This is a genomic window from Janibacter sp. LM (assembly GCF_039631275.1).
Taxonomy (GTDB): domain Bacteria; phylum Actinomycetota; class Actinomycetes; order Actinomycetales; family Dermatophilaceae; genus Janibacter; species Janibacter terrae.
The window spans coordinates 104,856-124,723 of the sequence record NZ_JBDIVG010000009.1; the positions used below are offsets into that span (position 1 = coordinate 104,856).

The 19,868-nt window shown below is 72.5% G+C and carries 17 protein-coding genes; 15 read left to right on the forward strand and 2 right to left on the reverse strand.

The annotated features are described in order from the left end of the window. Positions 1-18 precede the first annotated feature (18 nt). Genes ABC138_RS05970 through ABC138_RS05980 form a run of 3 tightly spaced genes read left to right on the forward strand, consistent with a single transcriptional unit; the run spans position 19 to position 2,946 of the window. A complete protein-coding gene (locus ABC138_RS05970; protein WP_345913035.1) occupies positions 19-1,242 on the forward strand; it encodes an acyl-CoA dehydrogenase family protein in 1,224 nt (407 codons plus the stop codon). Further along, positions 1,239-2,255 (forward strand): phosphotransferase family protein, encoded by a 1,017-nt coding sequence (locus ABC138_RS05975; protein WP_218005588.1) that lies wholly within the window; start codon positions 1,239-1,241, stop codon positions 2,253-2,255. Before ABC138_RS05970 ends, ABC138_RS05975 begins: the two co-directional genes overlap by 4 nt. 10 nt (positions 2,256-2,265) lie before the next feature. Further along, positions 2,266-2,946 (forward strand): TetR/AcrR family transcriptional regulator, encoded by a 681-nt coding sequence (locus ABC138_RS05980; RefSeq protein WP_245634820.1) that lies wholly within the window; start codon positions 2,266-2,268, stop codon positions 2,944-2,946. Between the two features lie 63 nt (positions 2,947-3,009). On the opposite strand, the gene ABC138_RS05985 is transcribed toward ABC138_RS05980, so the two are convergent. Beyond that, positions 3,010-3,795, reverse strand: a complete 786-nt coding sequence (locus ABC138_RS05985) for an SDR family oxidoreductase (protein ID WP_068326173.1) — start codon at positions 3,793-3,795, stop codon at positions 3,010-3,012. Between the two features lie 130 nt (positions 3,796-3,925). Here ABC138_RS05985 and ABC138_RS05990 point away from each other — a divergent pair, with 130 nt between their 5' ends. From ABC138_RS05990 to ABC138_RS06000, 3 genes are read left to right on the forward strand one after another with little or no spacing between them, the layout of a single operon-like run. Further along, positions 3,926-4,927 (forward strand): NADP-dependent oxidoreductase, encoded by a 1,002-nt coding sequence (locus ABC138_RS05990; protein ID WP_068326171.1) that lies wholly within the window; start codon positions 3,926-3,928, stop codon positions 4,925-4,927. A 12-nt stretch (positions 4,928-4,939) separates the two neighbouring features. Next, positions 4,940-5,893: an NADPH:quinone oxidoreductase family protein gene (locus ABC138_RS05995; protein ID WP_345913037.1), complete on the forward strand. Its 954-nt coding sequence runs from the start codon at positions 4,940-4,942 to the stop codon at positions 5,891-5,893. Beyond that, a complete protein-coding gene (locus ABC138_RS06000; protein ID WP_082817251.1) occupies positions 5,890-6,396 on the forward strand; it encodes a thioesterase family protein in 507 nt (168 codons plus the stop codon). The genes ABC138_RS05995 and ABC138_RS06000 overlap by 4 nt, the downstream gene beginning before the upstream one ends. Positions 6,397-6,463: 67 nt before the next feature. Here the strand turns inward: ABC138_RS06000 and ABC138_RS06005 are convergent, their stop codons facing one another. Then, on the reverse strand, positions 6,464-6,934 hold the full coding sequence (locus tag ABC138_RS06005; protein ID WP_345913038.1) for a MaoC family dehydratase: 471 nt from the start codon (positions 6,932-6,934) through the stop codon (positions 6,464-6,466). Positions 6,935-7,042: 108 nt separating this feature from the next. On the opposite strand from ABC138_RS06005, the gene fabG reads away from it, so the two are divergent. From fabG to ABC138_RS06050, 9 genes are read left to right on the forward strand one after another with little or no spacing between them, the layout of a single operon-like run. After that, positions 7,043-7,804, forward strand: a complete 762-nt coding sequence (gene fabG / locus ABC138_RS06010; RefSeq protein ID WP_345913039.1) for a 3-oxoacyl-ACP reductase FabG — start codon at positions 7,043-7,045, stop codon at positions 7,802-7,804. Further along, positions 7,804-8,640, forward strand: coding sequence for an SDR family oxidoreductase (locus ABC138_RS06015; protein ID WP_345913040.1), 837 nt, complete (start codon positions 7,804-7,806; stop codon positions 8,638-8,640). Before fabG ends, ABC138_RS06015 begins: the two co-directional genes overlap by 1 nt. Continuing rightward, positions 8,637-10,163 carry an AMP-binding protein gene (locus tag ABC138_RS06020; RefSeq protein WP_345913041.1) on the forward strand — a complete coding sequence of 509 codons (1,527 nt, stop codon included), beginning with the start codon at positions 8,637-8,639 and terminating at the stop codon, positions 10,161-10,163. Before ABC138_RS06015 ends, ABC138_RS06020 begins: the two co-directional genes overlap by 4 nt. Before the next feature lie 16 nt (positions 10,164-10,179). Then, complete coding sequence (locus ABC138_RS06025; protein ID WP_345913042.1) at positions 10,180-11,397, forward strand: acyl-CoA dehydrogenase family protein; 1,218 nt, start codon at positions 10,180-10,182, stop codon at positions 11,395-11,397. Beyond that, positions 11,390-12,559 carry an acyl-CoA dehydrogenase family protein gene (locus tag ABC138_RS06030; RefSeq protein ID WP_068326151.1) on the forward strand — a complete coding sequence of 390 codons (1,170 nt, stop codon included), beginning with the start codon at positions 11,390-11,392 and terminating at the stop codon, positions 12,557-12,559. Before ABC138_RS06025 ends, ABC138_RS06030 begins: the two co-directional genes overlap by 8 nt. Next, positions 12,556-13,635, forward strand: a complete 1,080-nt coding sequence (locus ABC138_RS06035; protein ID WP_068425536.1) for an acyl-CoA dehydrogenase family protein — start codon at positions 12,556-12,558, stop codon at positions 13,633-13,635. Before ABC138_RS06030 ends, ABC138_RS06035 begins: the two co-directional genes overlap by 4 nt. A 57-nt stretch (positions 13,636-13,692) precedes the next feature. After that, positions 13,693-14,889 carry an acetyl-CoA C-acyltransferase gene (locus ABC138_RS06040; RefSeq protein ID WP_345913043.1) on the forward strand — a complete coding sequence of 399 codons (1,197 nt, stop codon included), beginning with the start codon at positions 13,693-13,695 and terminating at the stop codon, positions 14,887-14,889. A gap of 47 nt (positions 14,890-14,936) precedes the next feature. Continuing rightward, the gene (locus tag ABC138_RS06045) at positions 14,937-18,122 is read left to right on the forward strand and encodes a carboxyl transferase domain-containing protein (RefSeq protein WP_345913044.1); all 3,186 of its coding nucleotides are present in this window, start codon (positions 14,937-14,939) and stop codon (positions 18,120-18,122) included. A gap of 15 nt (positions 18,123-18,137) precedes the next feature. Next, a complete protein-coding gene (locus ABC138_RS06050) occupies positions 18,138-19,814 on the forward strand; it encodes an AMP-binding protein (RefSeq protein ID WP_068326142.1) in 1,677 nt (558 codons plus the stop codon). Positions 19,815-19,868: the final 54 nt, after the last annotated feature.

Here is a 19,868-nt window from a genome sequence, read left to right on the forward strand (position 1 = left end):
CCCCGAAGGACGGCCACGATGTTCGAACTCAGTGAACGCGGACAGGACTACCGCGAACGACTCCTCACCTTCATGGACGAGCACGTCTACCCGGCGGAGAGCGTCTACCGCGAGCAGATGCGCGCCTCCGGCGACGCCAACCACCACCCGCAGGTCCTCGAGGACCTCAAGGCGGAGGCACGCAGCCAGGGCCTGTGGAACCTCTTCCACCCCCACCCGGAGTGGGGCCCCGGCCTGACCAACCTCGAGTACGCGCACCTCGCCGAGATCACCGGGCGCAGCATCGAGATCGCCCCCGAGGCGATCAACTGCAACGCCCCGGACACCGGCAACATGGAGGTGCTCACGCTCTTCGGCACCGACGAGCACAAGGAGAAGTACCTCAAGCCGCTGCTCGCGGGCGAGATGGCCTCCGCGTTCGCCATGACCGAGCCGGCGGTCGCCAGCTCGGACGCGACCAACGTCGAGACGCGCATGGAGCGCGACGGTGACGAGTACGTCATCAACGGCCGCAAGTGGTGGACCTCCAACGCGCTGCACAAGAACTGCAAGGTCATGATCGTCATGGGCAAGACCGACCCGGACGCCCCGACGCACCGCCAGCAGTCGATGATGGTCGTCCCGATCGACGCCCCCGGTGTGACCATCGAGCGCGGGCTGCCGGTCTTCGGGTACATGGACCGCGAGGGCCACGCCGAGGTGACCTTCACCGACGTGCGGGTCCCGCGCGAGGCGCTGCTCGCCGGCGAGGGCGACGGCTTCATGATCAGCCAGGCCCGACTGGGTCCCGGCCGGATCCACCACTGCATGCGCGCCATCGGCGTCGCGGAGCGTGCCCTCGACCTGATGATCGACCGCGCACAGTCCCGGGTGACCTTCGGGGAGCCCGTCGCCAACCGCTCCAACATCATGGACTGGGTCGCCGAGTCCCGCATCGAGATCGAGATGGCGCGCCTGCTCACCCTCAAGGCCGCGCACCTCATGGACACCGTCGGCAACAAGGTCGCCCGCACGGAGATCGCGGCCATCAAGGTCGCCGCCCCGGCGGTCGCGCTCAAGGTCATCGACCGGGCCATCCAGGTGCACGGAGGCGGCGGCGTGAGCGACGACTTCCCGCTGGCCATGTGGTACGCGCACATGCGCACCCTGCGTCTGGCCGACGGCCCCGACGAGGTGCACAAGATGACCATCGCGCGCCGCGAGTACCGCCGCCGCAGCCCGCAGTGGGGCAAGTCCCAGTGATCGAGGGGATCGACACGGCCGCGATGGCGGCGTGGATCGCCGAGCGGGTGGACGTCGAGCCGCCGCTGGTCCACGAGCGCGTGGGCCTGGGGCAGTCCAACCTCACCTACCTCGTCACGGACGCGAAGGGGGAGCGCCTGGTCCTGCGGCGCCCCCCGATGGGCGAGCTGCTGGCCTCGGCCCACGACGTCGCCCGGGAGCACCGGATCCTCTCCGCGCTCCAGGGGACCGACGTCCCCCTTCCCGTCGTGCACGGGCTGTGCGAGGACCCGGCGGTCGCCGACCGGCCGGTCCTCGTCGTCTCCTTCGTCGACGGGCTCGTCCTCGACGAACGCAGCGACGCGGAGGGCCTGTCACCGGCGGCCCGGCACGCGGTCGGCCTCTCTCTCGTCGAGACCCTGGCCCGCATCCACGCGGTCGACCTGGACCGGGTGGGGCTCGCCGACCTCGCGAGCCACAAGCCCTACGCGGCCCGGCAGCTCAAGCGGTGGGCGGGGCAGTGGGAGCTGTCCCGGACCCGGGACCTGCCCGAGCTGGACCGGCTCACCAGCCGGCTCCACGAGCGCGAGCCCGCCCCGGCGGAGGTCGTGCTCGTCCACGGCGACAGCCACCTGCGCAATGTCATCGTCGACCCCCGCGACGCGCACGTCCGGGCGATCCTCGACTGGGAGCTCGCCACCCTCGGCGACCCGCTCGCCGACCTCGGGACCGTGCTGGCCTACTGGCCCCAGGCGGGAGACCCCCCGACGATGCGCTTCGACGCCTCGACGGTGCCCGGCTTCGCCACCCGGGAGGAGCTCGTGGCGCACTACGCGCAGGTCTCCGGGCGGGATGTCTCGGCCGTGCCCTTCTGGCACGGGCTCGGGCTGTGGAAGGTCGCGATCATCCTCGAGGGCGTCCGGCGCCGGCAGCTGGACGACCCGCGCAACCTCACCGCCATGGGCGAGATCCCCGCAGAGGCCGTCGACCAGCTCGTGTCCGCTGCGCACGTGGTGCTGGACGAAGCGGTTTAGCATGGCGGCCATGCCCAGCGACAGCGAGACCACGAGCGAGGTGCCCGACCTCGTCGACGCCGCCAAGCTCGGCACCCAGCCGCAGACCGCGCGCGGCCAGCGCACCCGGGACGCGCTCATCGCCGCCGCCCGCACCGTCTTCGAGCGCGACGGCTTCGTCGACTCCCGCCTGGTCGACATCGCCGCCGAGGCGAAGTGCTCGATCGGCAGCTTCTATACGTGGTTCGACAGCAAGGACGAGGTCTTCGCGGCGGTCCTGCACCAGGCGCAGAGCGAGATGCTGCACCCCGGGACCCACCGGATGGAGGCGACCGACGACCCGGTCGCGATCATCGCCGCGAGCAACCGCGCCTACTTCGAGGCCTACCGGCGCAACGCGCGGCTCAACCAGCTGCTCCTCCAGGTCGCCGCGGTCGACCCGCGGTTCCGGCGGCTGCGCCAGGCCAGGGCCCAGGCCTTCGTCGTCCGCAACGGCAAGGCCATCGCCGACCTGCAGTCCCGCGGGCTCGCGGACCGCGGGATCGACGCGATGACCGCGGCCATGGCGCTCTCGGGCATGGTCTCGCGCCTGGCCCAGGACGCCTTCGTCAACGACTTCCTCCTCGTCCCCGTCGAGGAGCTCGTCGAGGGTGCCACGCGTCTGTGGACCAACGCGCTCGGGCTCACGACGCCCGAGCTGCGCGCGGACTGAGGTCTCCTCGCCGGCGCACGAAGGGAGGGGCCAGCGGCCCCTCCCTTCGTCACGTGGCGCGGCTCAGCGGGCGATGTTGACCCCGCCGTCGACGGTCAGCGTGCTGCCGACGACGTAGTCGCCGGCGTCCGAGGCCAGGTAGATCGCGGCGGCGGCCATGTCCTCGGGACGCCCGATGCGACCGGAGGGGATCTGGCCGGAGATCTCGTCCCCGTGGTCGCGCGCCTCCTTGTTCATGCTCGAGGCGAAGGCGCCCGGCGCGATCGCGCTGACGACGATGCCCTCGGGCGCGAGCGTGACGGCCATCCGCTTCGTGAGGTGGACGACCCCCGCCTTGCTCGCGTGGTACGAGTACGTCTCGAGCGGGTTGAGGGAGAGCCCGTCGATGGAGGCGATGTTGATGACCTTGGCCAGGTGGCCGCTGCGCTCACGGCCGGCGAGCAGCAGGCCCTTGGCCGCCTGGGTGAGGAAGAAGGGCGCCTTGACGTTGAGGTCCATGACCTTGTCCCAGCCGCTCTCGGGGAAGCTGTCGAAGGGCTCGGCCCACGCCGCGCCGGCGTTGTTGACGAGCACGTCGAGGTGGTCCTCGTGCTCGGCCAGGGCGGCGAGCAGGTCGGCGATGCCGGCGGTCGTCGACACGTCACCGGGCAGCGCCGTGCAGCGACCCTCGCCGTGCTCCTGCGACAGCTCTGCGGCCGTGGCCAGGCAGGCCTCCGCCTTGCGGGCGGTGATGTAGACCGTCGCGCCCTGGCTGAGCAGGCCCTCGGTGATCATCCGGCCGATGCCGCGGGAGCCGCCGGTCACGAGGGCGACGCGGCCCTCGAGGGAGAAGAGGGAGGGGATGTCCATGGTGGTCCTTCGCTCGGGGGTGGTGGCTCGACCGTAGTCGCACTTGAATCGCGGTTCAAGAGTAGTTGAACGCAGATTCATGTTGTGGCAGGGTGGCCGTGTCACCGTCGACCCGACCCAGGAGCCACCCATGTCCCGGACCTCGCAGGAGATCCGCCTCGCCGCCCGCCCGCACGGCCGCCCCGACGCGAGCACCTGGGAGCTGGCCACGACCGACGTCCCCGACCCCGGTCCGGGGGAGTTCCTCGTCGAGCTGCAGCAGATCTCGCTCGACCCCGCGATGCGCGGCTGGCTCAACGACGTGCGCTCGTACCTGCCTCCGGTGCAGATCGGCGCCGTCATGCGGGCCTTCGGTGCCGGCACGGTCGTCGCCTCGCAGCACGAGGACTTCGCCGTCGGTGACGTCGTGAGCGGCACCTTCGGGGTGCGCGAGTACGCGATCTCCAGCGGGAAGGGGGTCGCCCGCCTCGACCTGGACCTCGCCCCGATGAGCACCTGGCTGGGCGCGCTCGGCATGCCGGGCATGACCGCATGGTTCGGCCTGGAGGACATCGGACGGGCGCAGCCCGGCGACACTGTCCTCGTGTCGGCTGCGGCCGGTGCCGTCGGCAGCACCGTCGCCCAGCTCGCCAAGGCCAAGGGGTGCCGGGTCATCGGCGTCGCCGGGGGCCCGGACAAGGTCGCCTGGCTGCGCGAGCTCGGGCTCGACGAGGTCATCGACCGCCGCGAGGGGGACCTGCTGCGCCAGGTGCGCCGGGCCGCACCCGACGGCGTGGACGTCTACTTCGACAACGTCGGCGGGGAGCTGCTCGACGCCGCCTTGGCCAACCTGGCGCACGGTGCCCGCGTCGTCGTCTGCGGGGCCATCTCGACCTACAACGACGAGACCCTCGCGGAGGGGCCGCGGCGCTACATGGCGCTGCTGGTCTTCCGCGCGAGCATGCAGGGCTTCGTCGTCATGGACTACGCCGACCGCTACGGCGAGGCCATCGCAGGCATCGGCGAGCTCATCCGCGACGGCCGTCTCGTCGCGACCGAGACCGTCCTCGAGGGCGGCGTCGCCGCCTTCCCCGACGCCCTGCTCGGCCTCTTCGACGGGGTCAACACCGGCAAGCTCCTCCTCCAGGTCTGAAAGGTCTCCCACATGCGCGCAGTCCACATCTCCTCGCTCGACGGCCCCGAGGCGGTCGAGCTCGTCGACCTTCCGGAGCCCGGTGACCCGCGGCTCGTGACGATCGACGTCAAGGCGGCCGGGGTCGCCTTCCCCGAGCTGCTCCAGACCCGGGGCCTGTACCAGGTCAAGCCGGACCTCCCCTTCGTCCCGGGCGCCGAGGTCGCCGGCGTCGTCGTCGCCGCCCCTGAGGGCAGCGGGTTGTCCGCCGGTGACCGCGTCGCCGCGCTCACCCTGCTGGGTGGCTTCGCCGAGCAGGCCGTGGCCCGCCCGGACCTGACCTTCGCCCTGCCCGACGAGGTCACCTTCGAGGAGGCCGCGTCCTTCACCTTCAACTACGCGACGGTCTACTTCGCGCTCCTCGAGCGCGGTGGCCTGACCGAGGGCGAGACCGTCCTCGTCCACGGCGCCGCCGGAGGCATCGGCACCGCGGCCATCCAGATGGCCAAGGCCTTCGGTGCCGGGCGGGTCATCGGGGTCGTCTCCACCGAGGCGAAGGGGGAGATCGCCCGGGCCGCCGGTGCGGACGAGGTCGTCCCGGCCGACGGGTTCCTCGCGGCGGTCGGCAAGGCGAGCGTCGACATCGTCGTCGACCCCGTCGGCGGGGACCGCTTCACCGACTCCCTGCGCACCCTGCGCGAGCACGGCCGGCTCCTCGTCATCGGCTTCACGGCCGGTGGGATCCCCGAGGTCAAGGTCAACCGCCTGCTCCTCAACAACGTCTCGGTCGTCGGCGTCGGATGGGGCGCCTACGCGATGTCGCGCCCCGGCCACGTGGGCCGGGAGTGGGACGCCATGCTCCCGCACCTGCGCAGCGGTGCGCTGCGCCCCGTCGTCGGCGCGGTCCACCCGCTGGAGGAGGCCGCGACCGCGCTCTCCTCCCTCGAGGGGCGCACCGTCACCGGCAAGGTGGTCCTGGTGCCGTGACCGTCGACCAGCTGCCCACCGTCGCCGAGATCGCGCGGATCCCCGAGGCCTGCCGCGTCGTCGCCGGGCCGGAGTGGGAGGACGGCAACGGCCACGTCAATGTGGCCCACTTCTACGGCTTCCACATCCGCGCCGCCGAGGAGTCGCTGCTGCGCATCGGCGTCGACGACGACTACCGCTCCGGTCGTCGCCTCGGCGTCTTCAGCATGGAGCAGCACCTGCGCTTCCTGCACGAGGTGCACATCGGCGAGGAGATCTCCGCCCACGTGCGCTGGCTCGACCGGGGCGACAAGGTCTTCCACGGGATCTCGGTCGTCGTCAACCACAGCACCGGTCGGATCGCCAACACGCTCGAGGTGCTCGAGGGGCACGTCGACCTCGTCGCCCGCAGGGCCACCCCCTTCCCGGCGGACCTGGCCCAGCGCATCGATGCGGAGATCGCCGCCCACCGGGCCCTGCCCTGGCAGCTGCCCCTGTCGGGCACGATCGGCGTGCGTCGCTGATCCCGACCTCGCCCATGAGGAGAGCCGCAGCCGCCCGGGGCGGATGCGGCTCTCTCGTCCTGCTGGGTCAGGAGCTGAAGCGGCCGATCGACTCCGCGACGAGGATCGGCTTGTCGATGCCGTCGGCCTCGACCGTGAGGGTCGTGACGACCTTGACGGCGCCGGGAGCGGTCTCCTCGACCGAGGTCAGCATCGCGCGCAGGCGGATGCGCGAGCCGACCGGCAGCGGGTGGATGAAGCGCACCTTGTCGTAGCCGTAGTTCAGGCTGTGGGCGAACCCGTCGAAGGCCATGAGCTCCTCGAGGAAGGCCGGCGTGCGCGAGAGGCTGTAGAGGCCGTGCGCGATCGTCGAGCCGAAGGGGGAGTCCGCGGCCCTGGCAGGGTCGACGTGGATCCACTGGTGGTCGCCGGTGAGGTCGGCGAAGCCGTCGATCTTGGCCTGGTCGACGACGTGCCACTCGGTGGGGCCGAGCTCGACCCCCACGAGGTCCTTGAGGTCCTGGACCGAGGTCGGGCGGTGCTGGGCTGTCTGCGTCATGGTGAGCTCCTTCGATCACGAACGGGATGCCCCGAACTTAGTTGAACTTGAAGCCGGGTTCAAGTATGTTCGAGACGTTCCGGCAGTCGAGACCACAGGAGTTCTCAGATGACCACTGACCAGCAGCGCGTCGCCGTCGTCACCGGTGCGGCCCGAGGGATCGGGGCGGGCGTCGCCCGCCGCCTCGCCGCGGACGGGATGGCCGTCGCCGTCCTCGACCTCGACGAGTCGGCCTGCGTGCCCGTCGTCGAGGAGATCACCGCGGCCGGGGGGCGGGCGCTCGCCGTCGGCGCCGACGTCTCGGACCCCGAGCAGGTCGAGGCCGCTGTGCGGCGGGTCGCCGACGAGCTCGGTGCGCCGACCGTGCTGGTCAACAACGCCGGCATCATCCGCGACAACCTGCTCTTCAAGATGTCCGTCGAGGACTGGGACTCCGTCATGGCGGTCCACCTGCGCGGCGCCTTCCTCATGACCAAGGCCTGCCAGGCGTACATGACGCAGGAGCGGTACGGGCGCATCGTCAACCTCTCCTCGACCTCCGCCCAGGGCAATCGCGGCCAGACCAACTACTCCGCGGCCAAGGCCGGCATGCAGGGGTTCACCAAGACCCTGGCCATCGAGCTGGGCAAGTTCGGCGTGACCGCCAACGCCATCGCGCCCGGCTTCATCGAGACCGAGATGACCCAGGCGACTGCGGAGCGGGTCGGTGTCCCGTTCGAGGACTTCGTGACCCACGCGGCCCAGCAGGTCCCCGTCGGCCGGACCGGCCAGCCCGAGGACATCGCCCACGCCGTCTCCTTCTTCGCCAGCGAGGGGGCCGGCTTCACCACCGGTCAGGTCCTCTACGTCGCCGGCTCCCCCTGCGACTGATGCCCGGGATGCGGATCCAGGGCAAGGTCGCCGTCGTCACCGGCGCGGCCGGTGGCATCGGGGCGGCCCTCGCGGAGGCGCTGATCGCCCGCGGCGCCCGAGTCGTCATCGCGGATCTCGACGCGCAGCGCCTCACCGCCACCGCCGAGCGGCTCACCGCCTCGGTCGGTCCAGACGCGGTGCTGGCCGTGCCGGGTGACGCCTCGAGCGAGGCGGACATCACCCGCACGATCGCCGCCGCCCGGGAGCACTTCGGCGAGGTCGATCTCTACTTCGCCAACGCCGGCGTCGGTGACGGCAGCGGTCTCGGGGCCACCGACGACCAGTGGCAGCTCGCGCTCGACGTCAACCTGCTCGCGCACGTGCGTGCCGCCCGGCAGCTCGTGCCGGGCTGGGTCGAGCGGGGCGGCGGCTACTTCGTCTCCACGGCGTCGGCCGCAGGACTGCTCACCCAGATCGGCTCGGCCACGTACTCCGTGACCAAGCACGGCGCCGTCGGGTTCGCCGAGTGGCTCGCCGTGACCTACGGCGACGACGGGATCGGGGTCAGTTGCCTGTGCCCGATGGGCGTCGACACCGACATGCTCCGCGCGGGCATGACCTCCGGCGGGGGCGACGGGGGCCGGGTCGCCGCCGCCGCGGTGACCGGTGCGGGCGAGGTGCTCGCCCCGCGAGACGTCGCCGACCAGGTCCTCGCCGCGGTCGCCGAGGGTCGCTTCCTCATCACGCCGCACGAGGACGTCCGCGAGTTCGCACAGCGCAAGGCCGCCGACCACGACCGGTGGATCCACGGCATGCAGCGCTACCAGCGCCACCTGAGGGGAGACGCGTCATGACCAACGGAGCCAGCCTCATCTGGCGGTGGGCGCAGGAGACGCCGGACGCGCCCGCGCTGCGCGATGACGGGCGCTCGTGGAGCTTCGCCGAGCTGCGCACCGCCGTGCGCGGCGCGATGGAGGCGCTCGCCGAGCGTGGCGTGCGCCCGCAGGACCGGGTCCTCCTCGTCGTCCCGACGAGCGCGGAGTTCGTCATCACCTACCACGCGGTCCTCGCCCTCGGCGCGACCGCGGTGACGGTCAACCCCTTGTGCACCCAGCGCGAGCTGACCCACTTCGTCGAGGACGCCGGGTGCACCCTCGCGCTCGGCTGGCACGAGGTGCCCGAGGCGGTCACCGCCACGGCTGCTGCGGCGGAGCTGCCCCTGTGGCTGCTCGCGCCGGACTGCGTCCCGGCGCCCCGCGGCATGCCCGACCCGGTCGACGTCGGCTCGGACGAGCCGGCGGTCCTGCTGTACACCTCGGGCACGACCGGTGCGCCCAAGGGCGCGATCCTCTCGCACGGCAACCTGCTGTCCTGCGGCGAGTCCCTCGCCGAGGCGCTCGCCCTCGGCTCCGGCGAGAGCATGGGCACCGCCCTGCCGCTCTTCCACGTGTTCGGCCAGTCGTCGTCGATGTTCACCGTCTACACCGCCGGCGGCTGCATGTCGCTGCTGCGGCCCTTCGACCCGGCCAAGCTCCTGCGGATGGCCGCCGACCAGCAGCTCACCTCCGTCGCGGGTGTCCCGACGATGTGGAACGCCATGCTCCATGCCGAGACGGACGTGACCCGTGAGGACCTCGCCTCCCTCCGCCTCGCGTGCTCGGGAGGTGCCGCGCTGCCGCTCGAGGTGGGCAAGGCCTTCCACGACCGCTTCGGCGCCGTCGTCCTCGACGGCTACGGCCTGAGCGAGACCGCGGGTGCGGCGACCTTCAACCGCGACGACTGCCCGCGCAAGGAGATGAGCGTGGGCCGCGCGCTGCCCGGCGGCGCGCTCGCGATCCTCGACGACGACCACCGCGAGCTGCCCCCCGGCGCGACGGGTGAGGTCGGCATCCGGGGGCCGTACGTCATGAGCGGCTACTGGAACCGTCCGGAGGCCACCGAGGCGGCCTTCGCGAACGGCTGGTTCCTCACCGGCGACATCGGTCGCATGGACGAGGACGGCGACCTGTGGATCGTCGACCGCAAGAAGGACCTCGTGATCCGCGGTGGGTACAACGTCTACCCGCGGGAGATCGAGGAGGTCCTCTACGGCCACCCCGACATCCTCGAGGCCGCCGTCATCGGCGTCCCGGACGAGCGGCTCGGCGAGGAGATCGCCGCCGTCATCACCCCGCAGCCGGGGGCGAGCATCGACCCGACGCGGCTGCGCACCTGGCTCGAGGAGCGCCTCGCGGCCTACAAGGTGCCGCGCATCTACGAGGTCGTCGAGGAGCTGCCCAAGGGTGCGACCGGCAAGATCCTCAAGCGGGCCATCGACCGCCCGACCATCGCGACCACCGGTGAGCGACCCGCCAGGGTCACCGCCACCACACGCTGAGCGAAGGGAGCGGACCGTGGACTTCACGACGGACGCCAGGACCACCGAGCTGCAGGAGCGGCTCACCGCCTTCATGGACGAGCACGTCTACCCCATCGAGGCGACCTACCAGGAGCAGCTCGACGCGGCGCCGGACCGCTGGTCGCCGCCGCCGGTCGTCGAGCAGGCCAAGGAGGCCGCCCGCAGCCTGGGGCTGTGGAACCTCTTCCTGCCCGGTGAGTCCGGCGCCGGCCTGACCAACCTCCAGTACGCGCCCCTGTGCGAGCTCCTCGGCCGGAGCCTGCACATCGCCCCGGTCGCGACCAACTGCGCGGCACCGGACACCGGCAACATGGAGGTGCTGCACATGTTCGGCACCCCCGAGCAGCAGGAGCAGTGGCTCACCCCCCTCCTCGCCGGCGAGATCCGCTCGGCCTTCGCGATGACCGAGCCGCGCGTGGCCAGCTCCGACGCGACCAACATCGAGACCTCGATCGTGCGCGACGGGGACGAGTACGTCATCAACGGCCGCAAGTGGTACATCTCCGGCGCGATGAACCCCGACGCCAAGATCTTCATCCTCATGGGCAAGACCGACCCGTCGGCCGACCGTCACCGGCAGCAGTCGATGATCCTCGTGCCGCGCGACACCCCCGGCGTCGACGTGCGCCGCGGCATGAAGGTCTTCGGCTACGACGACCGCGACCACGGCGGCCACGCCGAGATCGACTTCACCGACGTGCGCGTGCCGGCCGCCAACCTCATCGGCGAGGAGGGCTCCGGGTTCGCGATCGCCCAGGCCCGCCTCGGCCCGGGCCGGATCCACCACTGCATGCGGCTCATCGGCATCGCCGAGCGGTCGCTGGAGCTGATGATCGACCGCGCCGCGAGCCGGGTCGCCTTCGGCAAGGCGCTGTCCGAGCAGGGCGTCATCCGCGACTGGATCGCCGAGTCCCGGGTGCGCATCGAGCAGCTGCGGCTGCTCACCCTCAAGGCCGCGTGGCTCATGGACACGGCGGGCAACAAGGGCGCCCACACCGAGATCCAGGCGATCAAGATCGCCGCGCCCGCCACCGTCGAGTGGATCCTCGACAAGGCCGTCCAGGTGCACGGCGCCGGCGGCCTGAGCCAGGACTTCCCCGTCGCCGAGTGGTACGCCCAGGTGCGCACCCTGCGTTTCGCCGACGGCCCCGACGAGGTGCACAAGAACGCCCTCGCCCGACACGAGATCCGCAGGAGGACCGCACATGCCTGATCTGCAGCAGCGGGTCGAGGAGCTCCTCGCGAGCCACGACCCGCAGACGAGCGACCCCGCGCAGTTCCTCGGCGCCCAGTTCGACGCCGGCCTCGCCTGGGTCCACTTCCCGCAGGGGAAGGGAGGCCTCGGCCTCTCGCGTGGACGCCAGCTCGAGGTCGACGCCCTCCTCGAGGAGGCCGGCGCGCCCCGTCCGGACTTCGCGAAGAACAGCATCGGCCTGGGCATGGCCGCTCCGACGCTGCTGGCCTTCGGCACGGAGGAGCTGCAGCAGCGATTCCTGCGCCCGCTCTTCACGTGCACCGAGATCTGGTGCCAGCTCTTCAGCGAGCCCGGTGCCGGCTCCGACCTCGCGGGTGTCGCGACCCGTGCCGTCCCCGACGGTGACGAGTGGGTCGTCGACGGGCAGAAGGTGTGGACCTCCGGGGCGCACAACGCCCAGTTCGCGATCCTCGTGGCCCGCACCGACCCGACGGTCCCCAAGCACGCGGGGATGACCTACTTCGTCGTGGACATGTCCGACCCCGGGATCGAGGTGCGGCCGCTGCGCCAGCTCACCGGCGAGGCGGAGTTCAACGAGGTCTTCCTCACCGGGGTGCGGGTGCCCGACACCCACCGGGTCGGCGCCGTGGGTGCCGGCTGGAAGGTCGCGACGACGACGCTGAACAACGAGCGCGTGGCGATCTCCGCCGGCAACGAGCGCGAGGCCGGCCAGATCGGCGTCGTCACCCAGCGGTGGCGCACCGACCCGTCGGTGCGCACCCCCGGCCACCACACCGAGCTCATGCAGTGGTGGGTCGAGACCGAGGTCACCCGCCTCGCCGGGGAGCGCCTGCGGCAGGGCCTGGAGGTCGGTCAGCCCGGCCCCGAGAGCTCGGCGATGAAGCTCGCCTTCGCCCACCAGGCGCAGCAGGTGAGCGGGTTCGCCCTCGAGGTCGCCCCCGAGGAGGGGCTCGAGTACCACGACTGGACGATGGTCCGCCCCGAGGGCGGCTCCTTCCTCGGTCACGGCCCCGGCTTCCGCTATCTGCGCGCCAAGGGCAACTCGATCGAGGGCGGCACGAGCGAGATCATGCGCAATGTCATCGCCGAGCGCGTGCTCGGCCTGCCACCGGACCACCGCCCCGACAAGGGGATCGCCTTCAAGGATGTGCCGCGATGACCGACCTGCTCTACACCGACGTCGAGGAGGCGCTGCGGGACAGCGTCCGCTCGACCCTGCGCCGCGCGCTGGACGAGACGCTGCCCACCCATCTCGCCGACGAACCCGACACCGACGTGTCCGGCCTGTGGCGCTCGCTGGCCGAGCAGCTCGGCCTCGCCGGCCTGCTCGTCCCCGAGTCGCTCGGCGGCGCGGGAGCCAGCGCCCGAGAGGCGGCCGTGGTCCTCGAGGAGCTCGGCGGGGCCGTCGCGCCCGTCCCCTTCCTCACCAGTGCCGTCATCGCGACGACCGCCCTCCTCGAGGCCGGCGACGAGACCCGTCTGCCGACCCTCGCCTCGGGGGAGCGCACCGCGGCGCTCGTGCTGCCGTGGACCGCGCGCCGTGGGGCGTGGACGGCCGTCGACCCGAGCGCGGGGCCGGTCGCACCGGTCGCCGGTGCGCTCGGTGCCGACCTCTTCCTCGTGCCGACCCGGGGCGAGGGGGGCGTGACCTCCCTTCGTGCTCTCGATCGCGACGAGGTCGAGCTGGAGCCCATCACGTCGCTCGACATGACCCGCCCGCTCGCCCGCGTGAGCGTGACCGGTCAGGGGAACGAGATCGCCTCCGGGACCGCCGCCGACGAGGCCGTCGACGCCGCGCTCGCCGCCGGCGCCGCGCTGCTCGCCTCCGAGCAGCTGGGCGTGGCGCAGTGGTGCCTCGACACGACGGTGGAGTACGCGAAGACGCGGGTGCAGTTCGCCCGACCGATCGGCTCCTTCCAGGCGATCAAGCACCGCCTCGCCGACCTCTACCTGGAACTCGTCGGCACCCGGGCCGCCGCCCGCCACGCCGCCGGCACGCTCGCGGACGGCGACCCCGACCAGCTGGTCTCGCAGGCCGTGGCCCAGTCGTACTGCTCGGACGCCGCGGTGCGGGCGGCCGAGGAGGCCCTGCAGCTGCACGGCGGCATCGGCATGACGTGGGAGGCGTCGGTGCACACCCGGCTCAAGCGGGCCAAGTCCGACCAGCTGGCCCTCGGCACCCCGGACCGGCACCGCAGCGATCTGGCCGAGCTCGTGGACCTCCCGGCGAGCTGACCGAACCCCCTTCGACCCACCCCCTTCGACCTCCCCTCACCCACAGGAGTGACCCCCATGCGCGAAGCAGTCATCGTCTCCACCGCCCGCACCCCGATCGGCCGCGCCTACCGCGGCGCCTTCAACGACACCCAGGCCCAGGAGCTCATCGGCCACGCCGTGCGCCACGCCGTCGAGCGCTCCGGCGTCGAGGGCGAGCGGATCGAGGACGTCGTCATCGGCGCCGCCCTCCAACAGGGCTCGACCGCGATGAACATCGGCCGGCAGGCGGCGCTGCGCGCCGGCCTGCCCGTCACGGTCGCCGGCATGTCCGTCGACCGCCAGTGCGCGAGCGGGCTCATGGCCATCGCCACCGCCGCCAAGCAGGTCGTCCTCGACGGCATGGACGTGGCCGTCGGTGGCGGGGTCGACTCGATCTCGCTGGTGCAGAACGAGCACATGAACACCTACCGCGCGCAGGACCCCTGGCTCGTCGAGCACGTGCCGGCGACCTACATGTCCATGCTCGAGACCGCCGAGATCGTCGCGCAGCGCTACGGCGTCAGCCGGGATGCCCAGGACGAGTACGCCCTCGAGTCCCAGCGACGCACGGCAGCCGGCCAAGAGGCCGGCGCGTTCGACGACGAGATCGTCGCGCTGCCCTCGACGATGCTCCGCAAGGACAAGGCGAGCGGCGAGGTCTCCTCGCAGGAGGTCACGCTCGCCAAGGACGAGGGCAACCGCCCCAGCACGACCATCGAGGACCTGGCCAAGCTGAACCCGGTGCTCGCCAAGGACGGCACCGAGGGCTTCTCGATCACCGCGGGCAATGCCTCGCAGCTGTCCGACGGCGCGTCCGCGGCAGTCGTCATGGAGGCCGCCGAGGCCTCCCGTCGCGGGCTGACCCCGCTCGGCGCCTTCCGCGGCATGGCCGTCGCGGGCTGCGAGCCGGACGAGATGGGCATCGGCCCGGTCTTCGCCGTGCCGAAGCTGCTCGCCCAGCACGGGCTCACGGTGGACGACATCGACCTGTGGGAGCTCAACGAGGCCTTCGCCGTCCAGGCGCTCTACTGCCGCGACACGCTCGGCATCGACCCGGCGAAGTACAACGTCAACGGCGGGGCCATCTCGATCGGCCACCCGTACGGCATGAGCGGTGCGCGCATGGCCGGTCACCTCCTCATCGAGGGCCGGCGCCGAGGCGCGCGCTACGGCGTCGTGACGATGTGCGTCGGTGGCGGCATGGGCGCGGCGGGGCTCTTCGAGATCTTCTGACCCGCGCACCCCTTCGCCCCACCCCGTCACGTCCCCGAGGAGCAGCCGTGCCCGTCTTCGTCGCCAACCGTGGCGAGATCGCCGTCCGGATCGTCCGAGCCGCCAGGGAGGCCGGTCTGGACGTCGTGACGGCCGTGACCCGGGCGGAGGCCGACTCGCTGGCCGCCCGGCTCGCGACGGCGGTCCACGTGCTGCCGGGGGAGGGTGCGGCCGCCTACCTCGATGCGTCCTCCCTCGTCGCCGGGGCGATCGAGCACGGGTGCACGATGCTGCACCCGGGGTACGGCTTCCTCAGCGAGAGTCCGGCGCTCGCACGGGCGTGCGTCGAGGCCGGCGTGGTCTTCGTCGGGCCGGACGCCGAGCTGCTCGAGCTCTTCGGGGACAAGGGCAGCGCCCGGGCGGTGGCGGAGCAGGCCGGGGTCCCGGTCCTGCCCGCCACCCCCGTCGGCGTCACCGAGGCGCAGGCGGAGGCCTTCGCCCTGGCGCAGCGCCCCGCAGGCGTCATGGTCAAGGCGGCGGCGGGCGGCGGCGGCCGCGGCATGCGGGCGGTGCCGGCCGGCGAGCCCCTCGGCGAGGCCTGGGAGCGCGCGCGCTCCGAGGCGGAGCGCAGCTTCGGCTCCGGCGAGCTCTTCGTCGAGCTGTACGTCGAGCGGGCCCGGCACGTCGAGGTCCAGGTCGTGGCCGACGGCGAAGGGGGAGCCACCCACCTCGGCGAGCGAGACTGCACCCTGCAACGCCGCTTCCAGAAGGTCGTCGAGGTCGCGCCCGCACCGGCGCTGCCCGACGACGTCCGGGCGGACCTGCACGCCGCCGCCGTGCGGCTGGTCTCCGGCCGCGGCTACCGCGGGCTGGCCACGGTCGAGTTCCTGCTCGACGCCGACGACCCGAGCCGCTGGTGGTTCATCGAGGTCAACCCGCGTCTGCAGGTCGAGCACCCGGTGACCGAGATGGTCACGGGCGTCGACCTCGTGCTCGCCCAGCTGCGGCTGGCTGCGGGGGAGGGCCTCGCCGACCTCGGCCTGGCGACCCCACCGGCGGTCACCGGCGCCGCCGTCGAGCTGCGGGTCGCCGCAGAGCGCACCGGCAGCCACGGCGAGGCGCTGCCCGCCCACGGCGTCGTCTCCCGACTCGCCCTGCCGACCGGGCCCGGGGTGCGGGTGGACACGCACCTCGTCGAGGGGACCCGCGTCGACGGCTCCTTCGACTCGCTCGTCGCGAAGGTCGTCACCCACAGCCACAGCGGCCTGGCCGCGGCGCTCGGCAAGGCGCGACAGGCGGTCGCGGAGTGCACCGTCGACGGGGTCGAGACCAACCTGCCGCTCCTGCGCGAGGTCCTCGACCACGAGGACGTCGCCGCGTGGGACGTCACGACCCGGTGGTTCGACGAGACCGGCCCGATCCGTGCTCTCGACCGCCCGGACGTGAGCGACGGCGAGGTCCTCGCGGAGATGGCCGGCACCGTCGTCGCCGTCCTCGTCGAGCCCGGCCAGGAGGTCGCCGTCGGGACGCCCCTCGTCGTCGTCGAGGCGATGAAGATGGAGCACCTGGTGCCCGCCCCCGCCACCGGGACGGTCACCGCCGTCCGGGTCCGGGCCGGTGCGACGACCGCGGCCGGTGACCTCCTGGTGCGGCTGCTCCCTTCCTCCGACCAGTCGTCGACCGGCGCGCTCGACGAGGGACCCGACCTCGACGCCGAGCGGGCCGACCTGTCGAGGCTGCTCGAGCGCCGCGACCGGCGCCTGGACGCGGCTCGCCCCGAGGCGGTCGCCAAGCGCCATGCGCGCGGCCGACGCACGGCCCGGGAGAACATCGCCGACCTCGTCGAGGAGGGCAGCTTCATCGAGTACGGCGGTCTCGCCGTCGCGGCCCAGCGCGCGCGGCGCAGCGAGGAGGACCTCATCGCGAGCACCCCGGCCGACGGGATCGTCACGGGGATCGGTCGCATCGGCAGCACCCCCGCCGGAGACTCCCGCTGCGCGGTCCTGGCCTACGACTACACCGTGCTGGCTGGCACCCAGGGCTACCTCAACCACAAGAAGACCGACCGCCTCCTCGAGATCGCCGAGCAGCAGCGCCTGCCCGTCGTCCTCTTCGCCGAAGGGGGCGGGGGCCGTCCCGGGGACACCGACACCACGGTCGCCAGCGGTCTCGACGTGCCGACCTTCGCGACGATGGGCCGGCTCAGCGGGCTCGTCCCGACCATCGGCATCGCGGCCGGTCGCTGCTTCGCCGGCAATGCCGCGCTCCTCGGCTGCTGCGACGTCATCATCGCCACGCGTGACTCGACGATCGGCATGGGCGGTCCCGCGATGATCGAAGGGGGTGGCCTGGGCGTCTTCGCGCCCGAGGAGGTCGGCCCCATCGAGGTGCAGGGCGGCAACGGCGTCGTCGACGTGGTCGTCGACGACGAGGCGGAGGCGGTCGAGGTGGCCCAGCGCTACCTCGGCTACTTCCAGGGGGCGCGCGAGGAGTGGACCGCCGCCGACCAGCGGGCGCTGCGCCACGTCGTCCCGGAGAACAGGGTGCGCGCCTACGACATCCACGCCGCGATCCGCACCCTCGCCGACGAGGGCTCGGTCCTCGAGCTGCGCGCCGGCTTCGCCCCCGGCGTCGTCACCGCGCTCGTGCGCATCGAGGGTCGTCCCATGGGGCTGGTCGCCAACAACCCGCGCCACCTCGGCGGGGCGATCGACACCCCGGCCGCGGACAAGCTCGCGCGCTTCCTCCAGCTCTGCGACGCGCACGGGCTGCCCGTCGTCTCCCTCTGCGACACCCCGGGGTTCATGGTCGGGCCGGAGCACGAGCGCACCGCGACGGTGCGCCACTTCGCCCGCCTCTTCGTCATCGGGTCGCACCTGCGGGTGCCGATGGTGACGGTCGTCCTGCGCAAGGCCTACGGCCTGGGCGCGCAGGCGATGGCCGCGGGCAGCTTCCACCGCCCGGCGGCGACGCTGGCGTGGCCGACGGGTGAGGTCGGCGGCATGGGCCTCGAGGGTGCGGTCCGCCTGGGCTTCCGCCGCGAGCTCGAGGCGGTCGCGGACCCCACGGAGCGCCGGGCGCTGGAGCAGCGGCTCGTCGACGACCTCTACGAACGCGGCCGCGCGGTCAACTCTGCGGCGGTCGTCGAGCTCGACGACGTCATCGACCCGGTCGACACCCGCCGGTGGATCCGCACGGCGATGGCGTCCGTCGTCCCCGACGAGCGGCCGACCCGCTACGTCGACACCTGGTGACCCGAAGGAGCCCCCATGGACTACACGCAGCACCTGCAGGACCTGCGGCAGCGTCAGGAGCGGGTCCGTCCCGCCGGCACCCCCCGCGACGTCGTCCACCCGCTCGGTGACCTCACGGTCCCCGGGTACGTCGACGCGTGGGCGCAGCGGCAGCCGGAAGAGGCCGCGATCGTCCACGACGAGGTCGTCATGGACTACCGCGAGCTCGCCGACCGGCACGCGCGCTGGGCCGGCTGGTTGCGGGCGAAGGGGGTGGCCCCCGGCGAGCGGGTCGGCGTCCACCTGGGCAATGTCCCCGAGTTCGTCATCGCCTTCCTCGGCACGCTGCGGGCCGGGTGCGTGCACGTACCGGTGAACCCGATGTTCCAGCACGCCGAGCTCGTCCACGAGCTGCGCGACTCCGGGGCGAGCGTGGTCGTCACGAGCGCCGCACTCGCGGAGCGGCTCTGCGCGGCCGCCGCCGCGACCGACGTGCACACGGTGGTCGTCCTCGCCACCGGCGGGGACCCCCTTCCCGCCGTCGAGGGGCTCGAGGTCGTGCGCTGGAGCGACACCGAGGCGACGGCGCCGCTGCGCGAGGTGGCCGGGGACCTCGACGCCCTAGCGGCGCTCAACTACACCGGCGGCACGACCGGTCTGCCCAAGGGGTGCGAGCACACCCAGCGGCACATGGTCTACACGGCCGTGAGTGCCTCGGGGGCCAACGGCTTCGACGGGACACGGGTCGTCTCGCTGTGCTTCATCCCCGTCTTCTGGATCGCGGGGGAGGACCTGGGCATCCTCATCCCCCTCGTCACGGGCGGGACCACCGTGCTGCTGGAGCGCTGGGACGCCGCCACCGTCGTGGACCTCGTCGAGAGGTGCCGCGTGACGACGACCGCGGCCACCGTGGAGAGCTACCTCGACCTGCTGCGGGTGCCCGGCGTCGCCGAGCGCGACCTGTCCTGCTTCACCGCGCCGATGACGATGTCCTTCATCCGCAAGCTCACCCCGGAGGTGCGCCGGCAGTGGTCCGAGGTCGTCGGACCCGGCTCGGTCCTGCGCGAGGGCTCCTACGGCATGACGGAGAGCCACACCGTCGACGTCGTGCCGTACGGGTTCCACGAGGGCGACCACGACCTGCTCACCGAGCCGGTGTTCTGCGGGCTGCCCGTGCCGGGCACGGACGTCGTCGTCGTCGACCCCGCGACGGCGGAGCCGATGCCCCTCGGAGAGGCGGGGGAGATCCTCCTGCGCAGCCCCTCGATCATGACCGGATACTGGCGCAACCCGCAGGCGTCGGCGCAGCAGCTGCGGGACGGCTGGCTGCACACGGGCGACACCGGCTACCTCGACGACGACGGGTGCCTGCACTACCTCGCGCGCAGCAAGGACATGATCAAGGTCAACGGCATGAGCGTCTTCCCGGCCGAGGTCGAGATGCTGCTCGCCGGCCACCCCGACGTCGCCTCCGTCGCCGTGGTGCCGGCGGACGACGCGTCCACCGGGCAGCGGCCCGTGGCCTTCGTCAGCCTGGTCCCCGGGTCCTCCGTCACCGCGACCGGGGTGGAGGAGTGGGCTCGCGACCAGATGGCGACGTACAAGCTGCCGCTCGTCGAGGTCGTCGAGGCCTTCCCGCTCACCGACACGGGCAAGATCCGCAAGCCCGAGCTGCTGGGTCGCGCGCAGGACCTCGTCGCCGCCCTCGCCTGACCGTCACCGAGCAGTCGAGGCGACCCTTGACTCGAACTTGAATCCCGATTCAAC

What these genes read in the sequence shown, in the direction of transcription:
- ABC138_RS05970 (WP_345913035.1), top strand. Translation starts at nt 19, where the DNA reads ATGTTCGAACTCAGTGAACGCGGACAGGACTACCGCGAACGACTCCTC.
- ABC138_RS05980 (WP_245634820.1), top strand. Translation starts at nt 2,266, where the DNA reads ATGCCCAGCGACAGCGAGACCACGAGCGAGGTGCCCGACCTCGTCGAC.
- ABC138_RS05985 (WP_068326173.1), bottom strand. Translation starts at nt 3,795, where the DNA reads ATGGACATCCCCTCCCTCTTCTCCCTCGAGGGCCGCGTCGCCCTCGTG.
- ABC138_RS05990 (WP_068326171.1), top strand. Translation starts at nt 3,926, where the DNA reads ATGTCCCGGACCTCGCAGGAGATCCGCCTCGCCGCCCGCCCGCACGGC.
- ABC138_RS05995 (WP_345913037.1), top strand. Translation starts at nt 4,940, where the DNA reads ATGCGCGCAGTCCACATCTCCTCGCTCGACGGCCCCGAGGCGGTCGAG.
- ABC138_RS06005 (WP_345913038.1), bottom strand. Translation starts at nt 6,934, where the DNA reads ATGACGCAGACAGCCCAGCACCGCCCGACCTCGGTCCAGGACCTCAAG.
- fabG (WP_345913039.1), top strand. Translation starts at nt 7,043, where the DNA reads ATGACCACTGACCAGCAGCGCGTCGCCGTCGTCACCGGTGCGGCCCGA.
- ABC138_RS06015 (WP_345913040.1), top strand. Translation starts at nt 7,804, where the DNA reads ATGCCCGGGATGCGGATCCAGGGCAAGGTCGCCGTCGTCACCGGCGCG.
- ABC138_RS06020 (WP_345913041.1), top strand. Translation starts at nt 8,637, where the DNA reads ATGACCAACGGAGCCAGCCTCATCTGGCGGTGGGCGCAGGAGACGCCG.
- ABC138_RS06030 (WP_068326151.1), top strand. Translation starts at nt 11,390, where the DNA reads ATGCCTGATCTGCAGCAGCGGGTCGAGGAGCTCCTCGCGAGCCACGAC.
- ABC138_RS06035 (WP_068425536.1), top strand. Translation starts at nt 12,556, where the DNA reads ATGACCGACCTGCTCTACACCGACGTCGAGGAGGCGCTGCGGGACAGC.
- ABC138_RS06040 (WP_345913043.1), top strand. Translation starts at nt 13,693, where the DNA reads ATGCGCGAAGCAGTCATCGTCTCCACCGCCCGCACCCCGATCGGCCGC.
- ABC138_RS06050 (WP_068326142.1), top strand. Translation starts at nt 18,138, where the DNA reads ATGGACTACACGCAGCACCTGCAGGACCTGCGGCAGCGTCAGGAGCGG.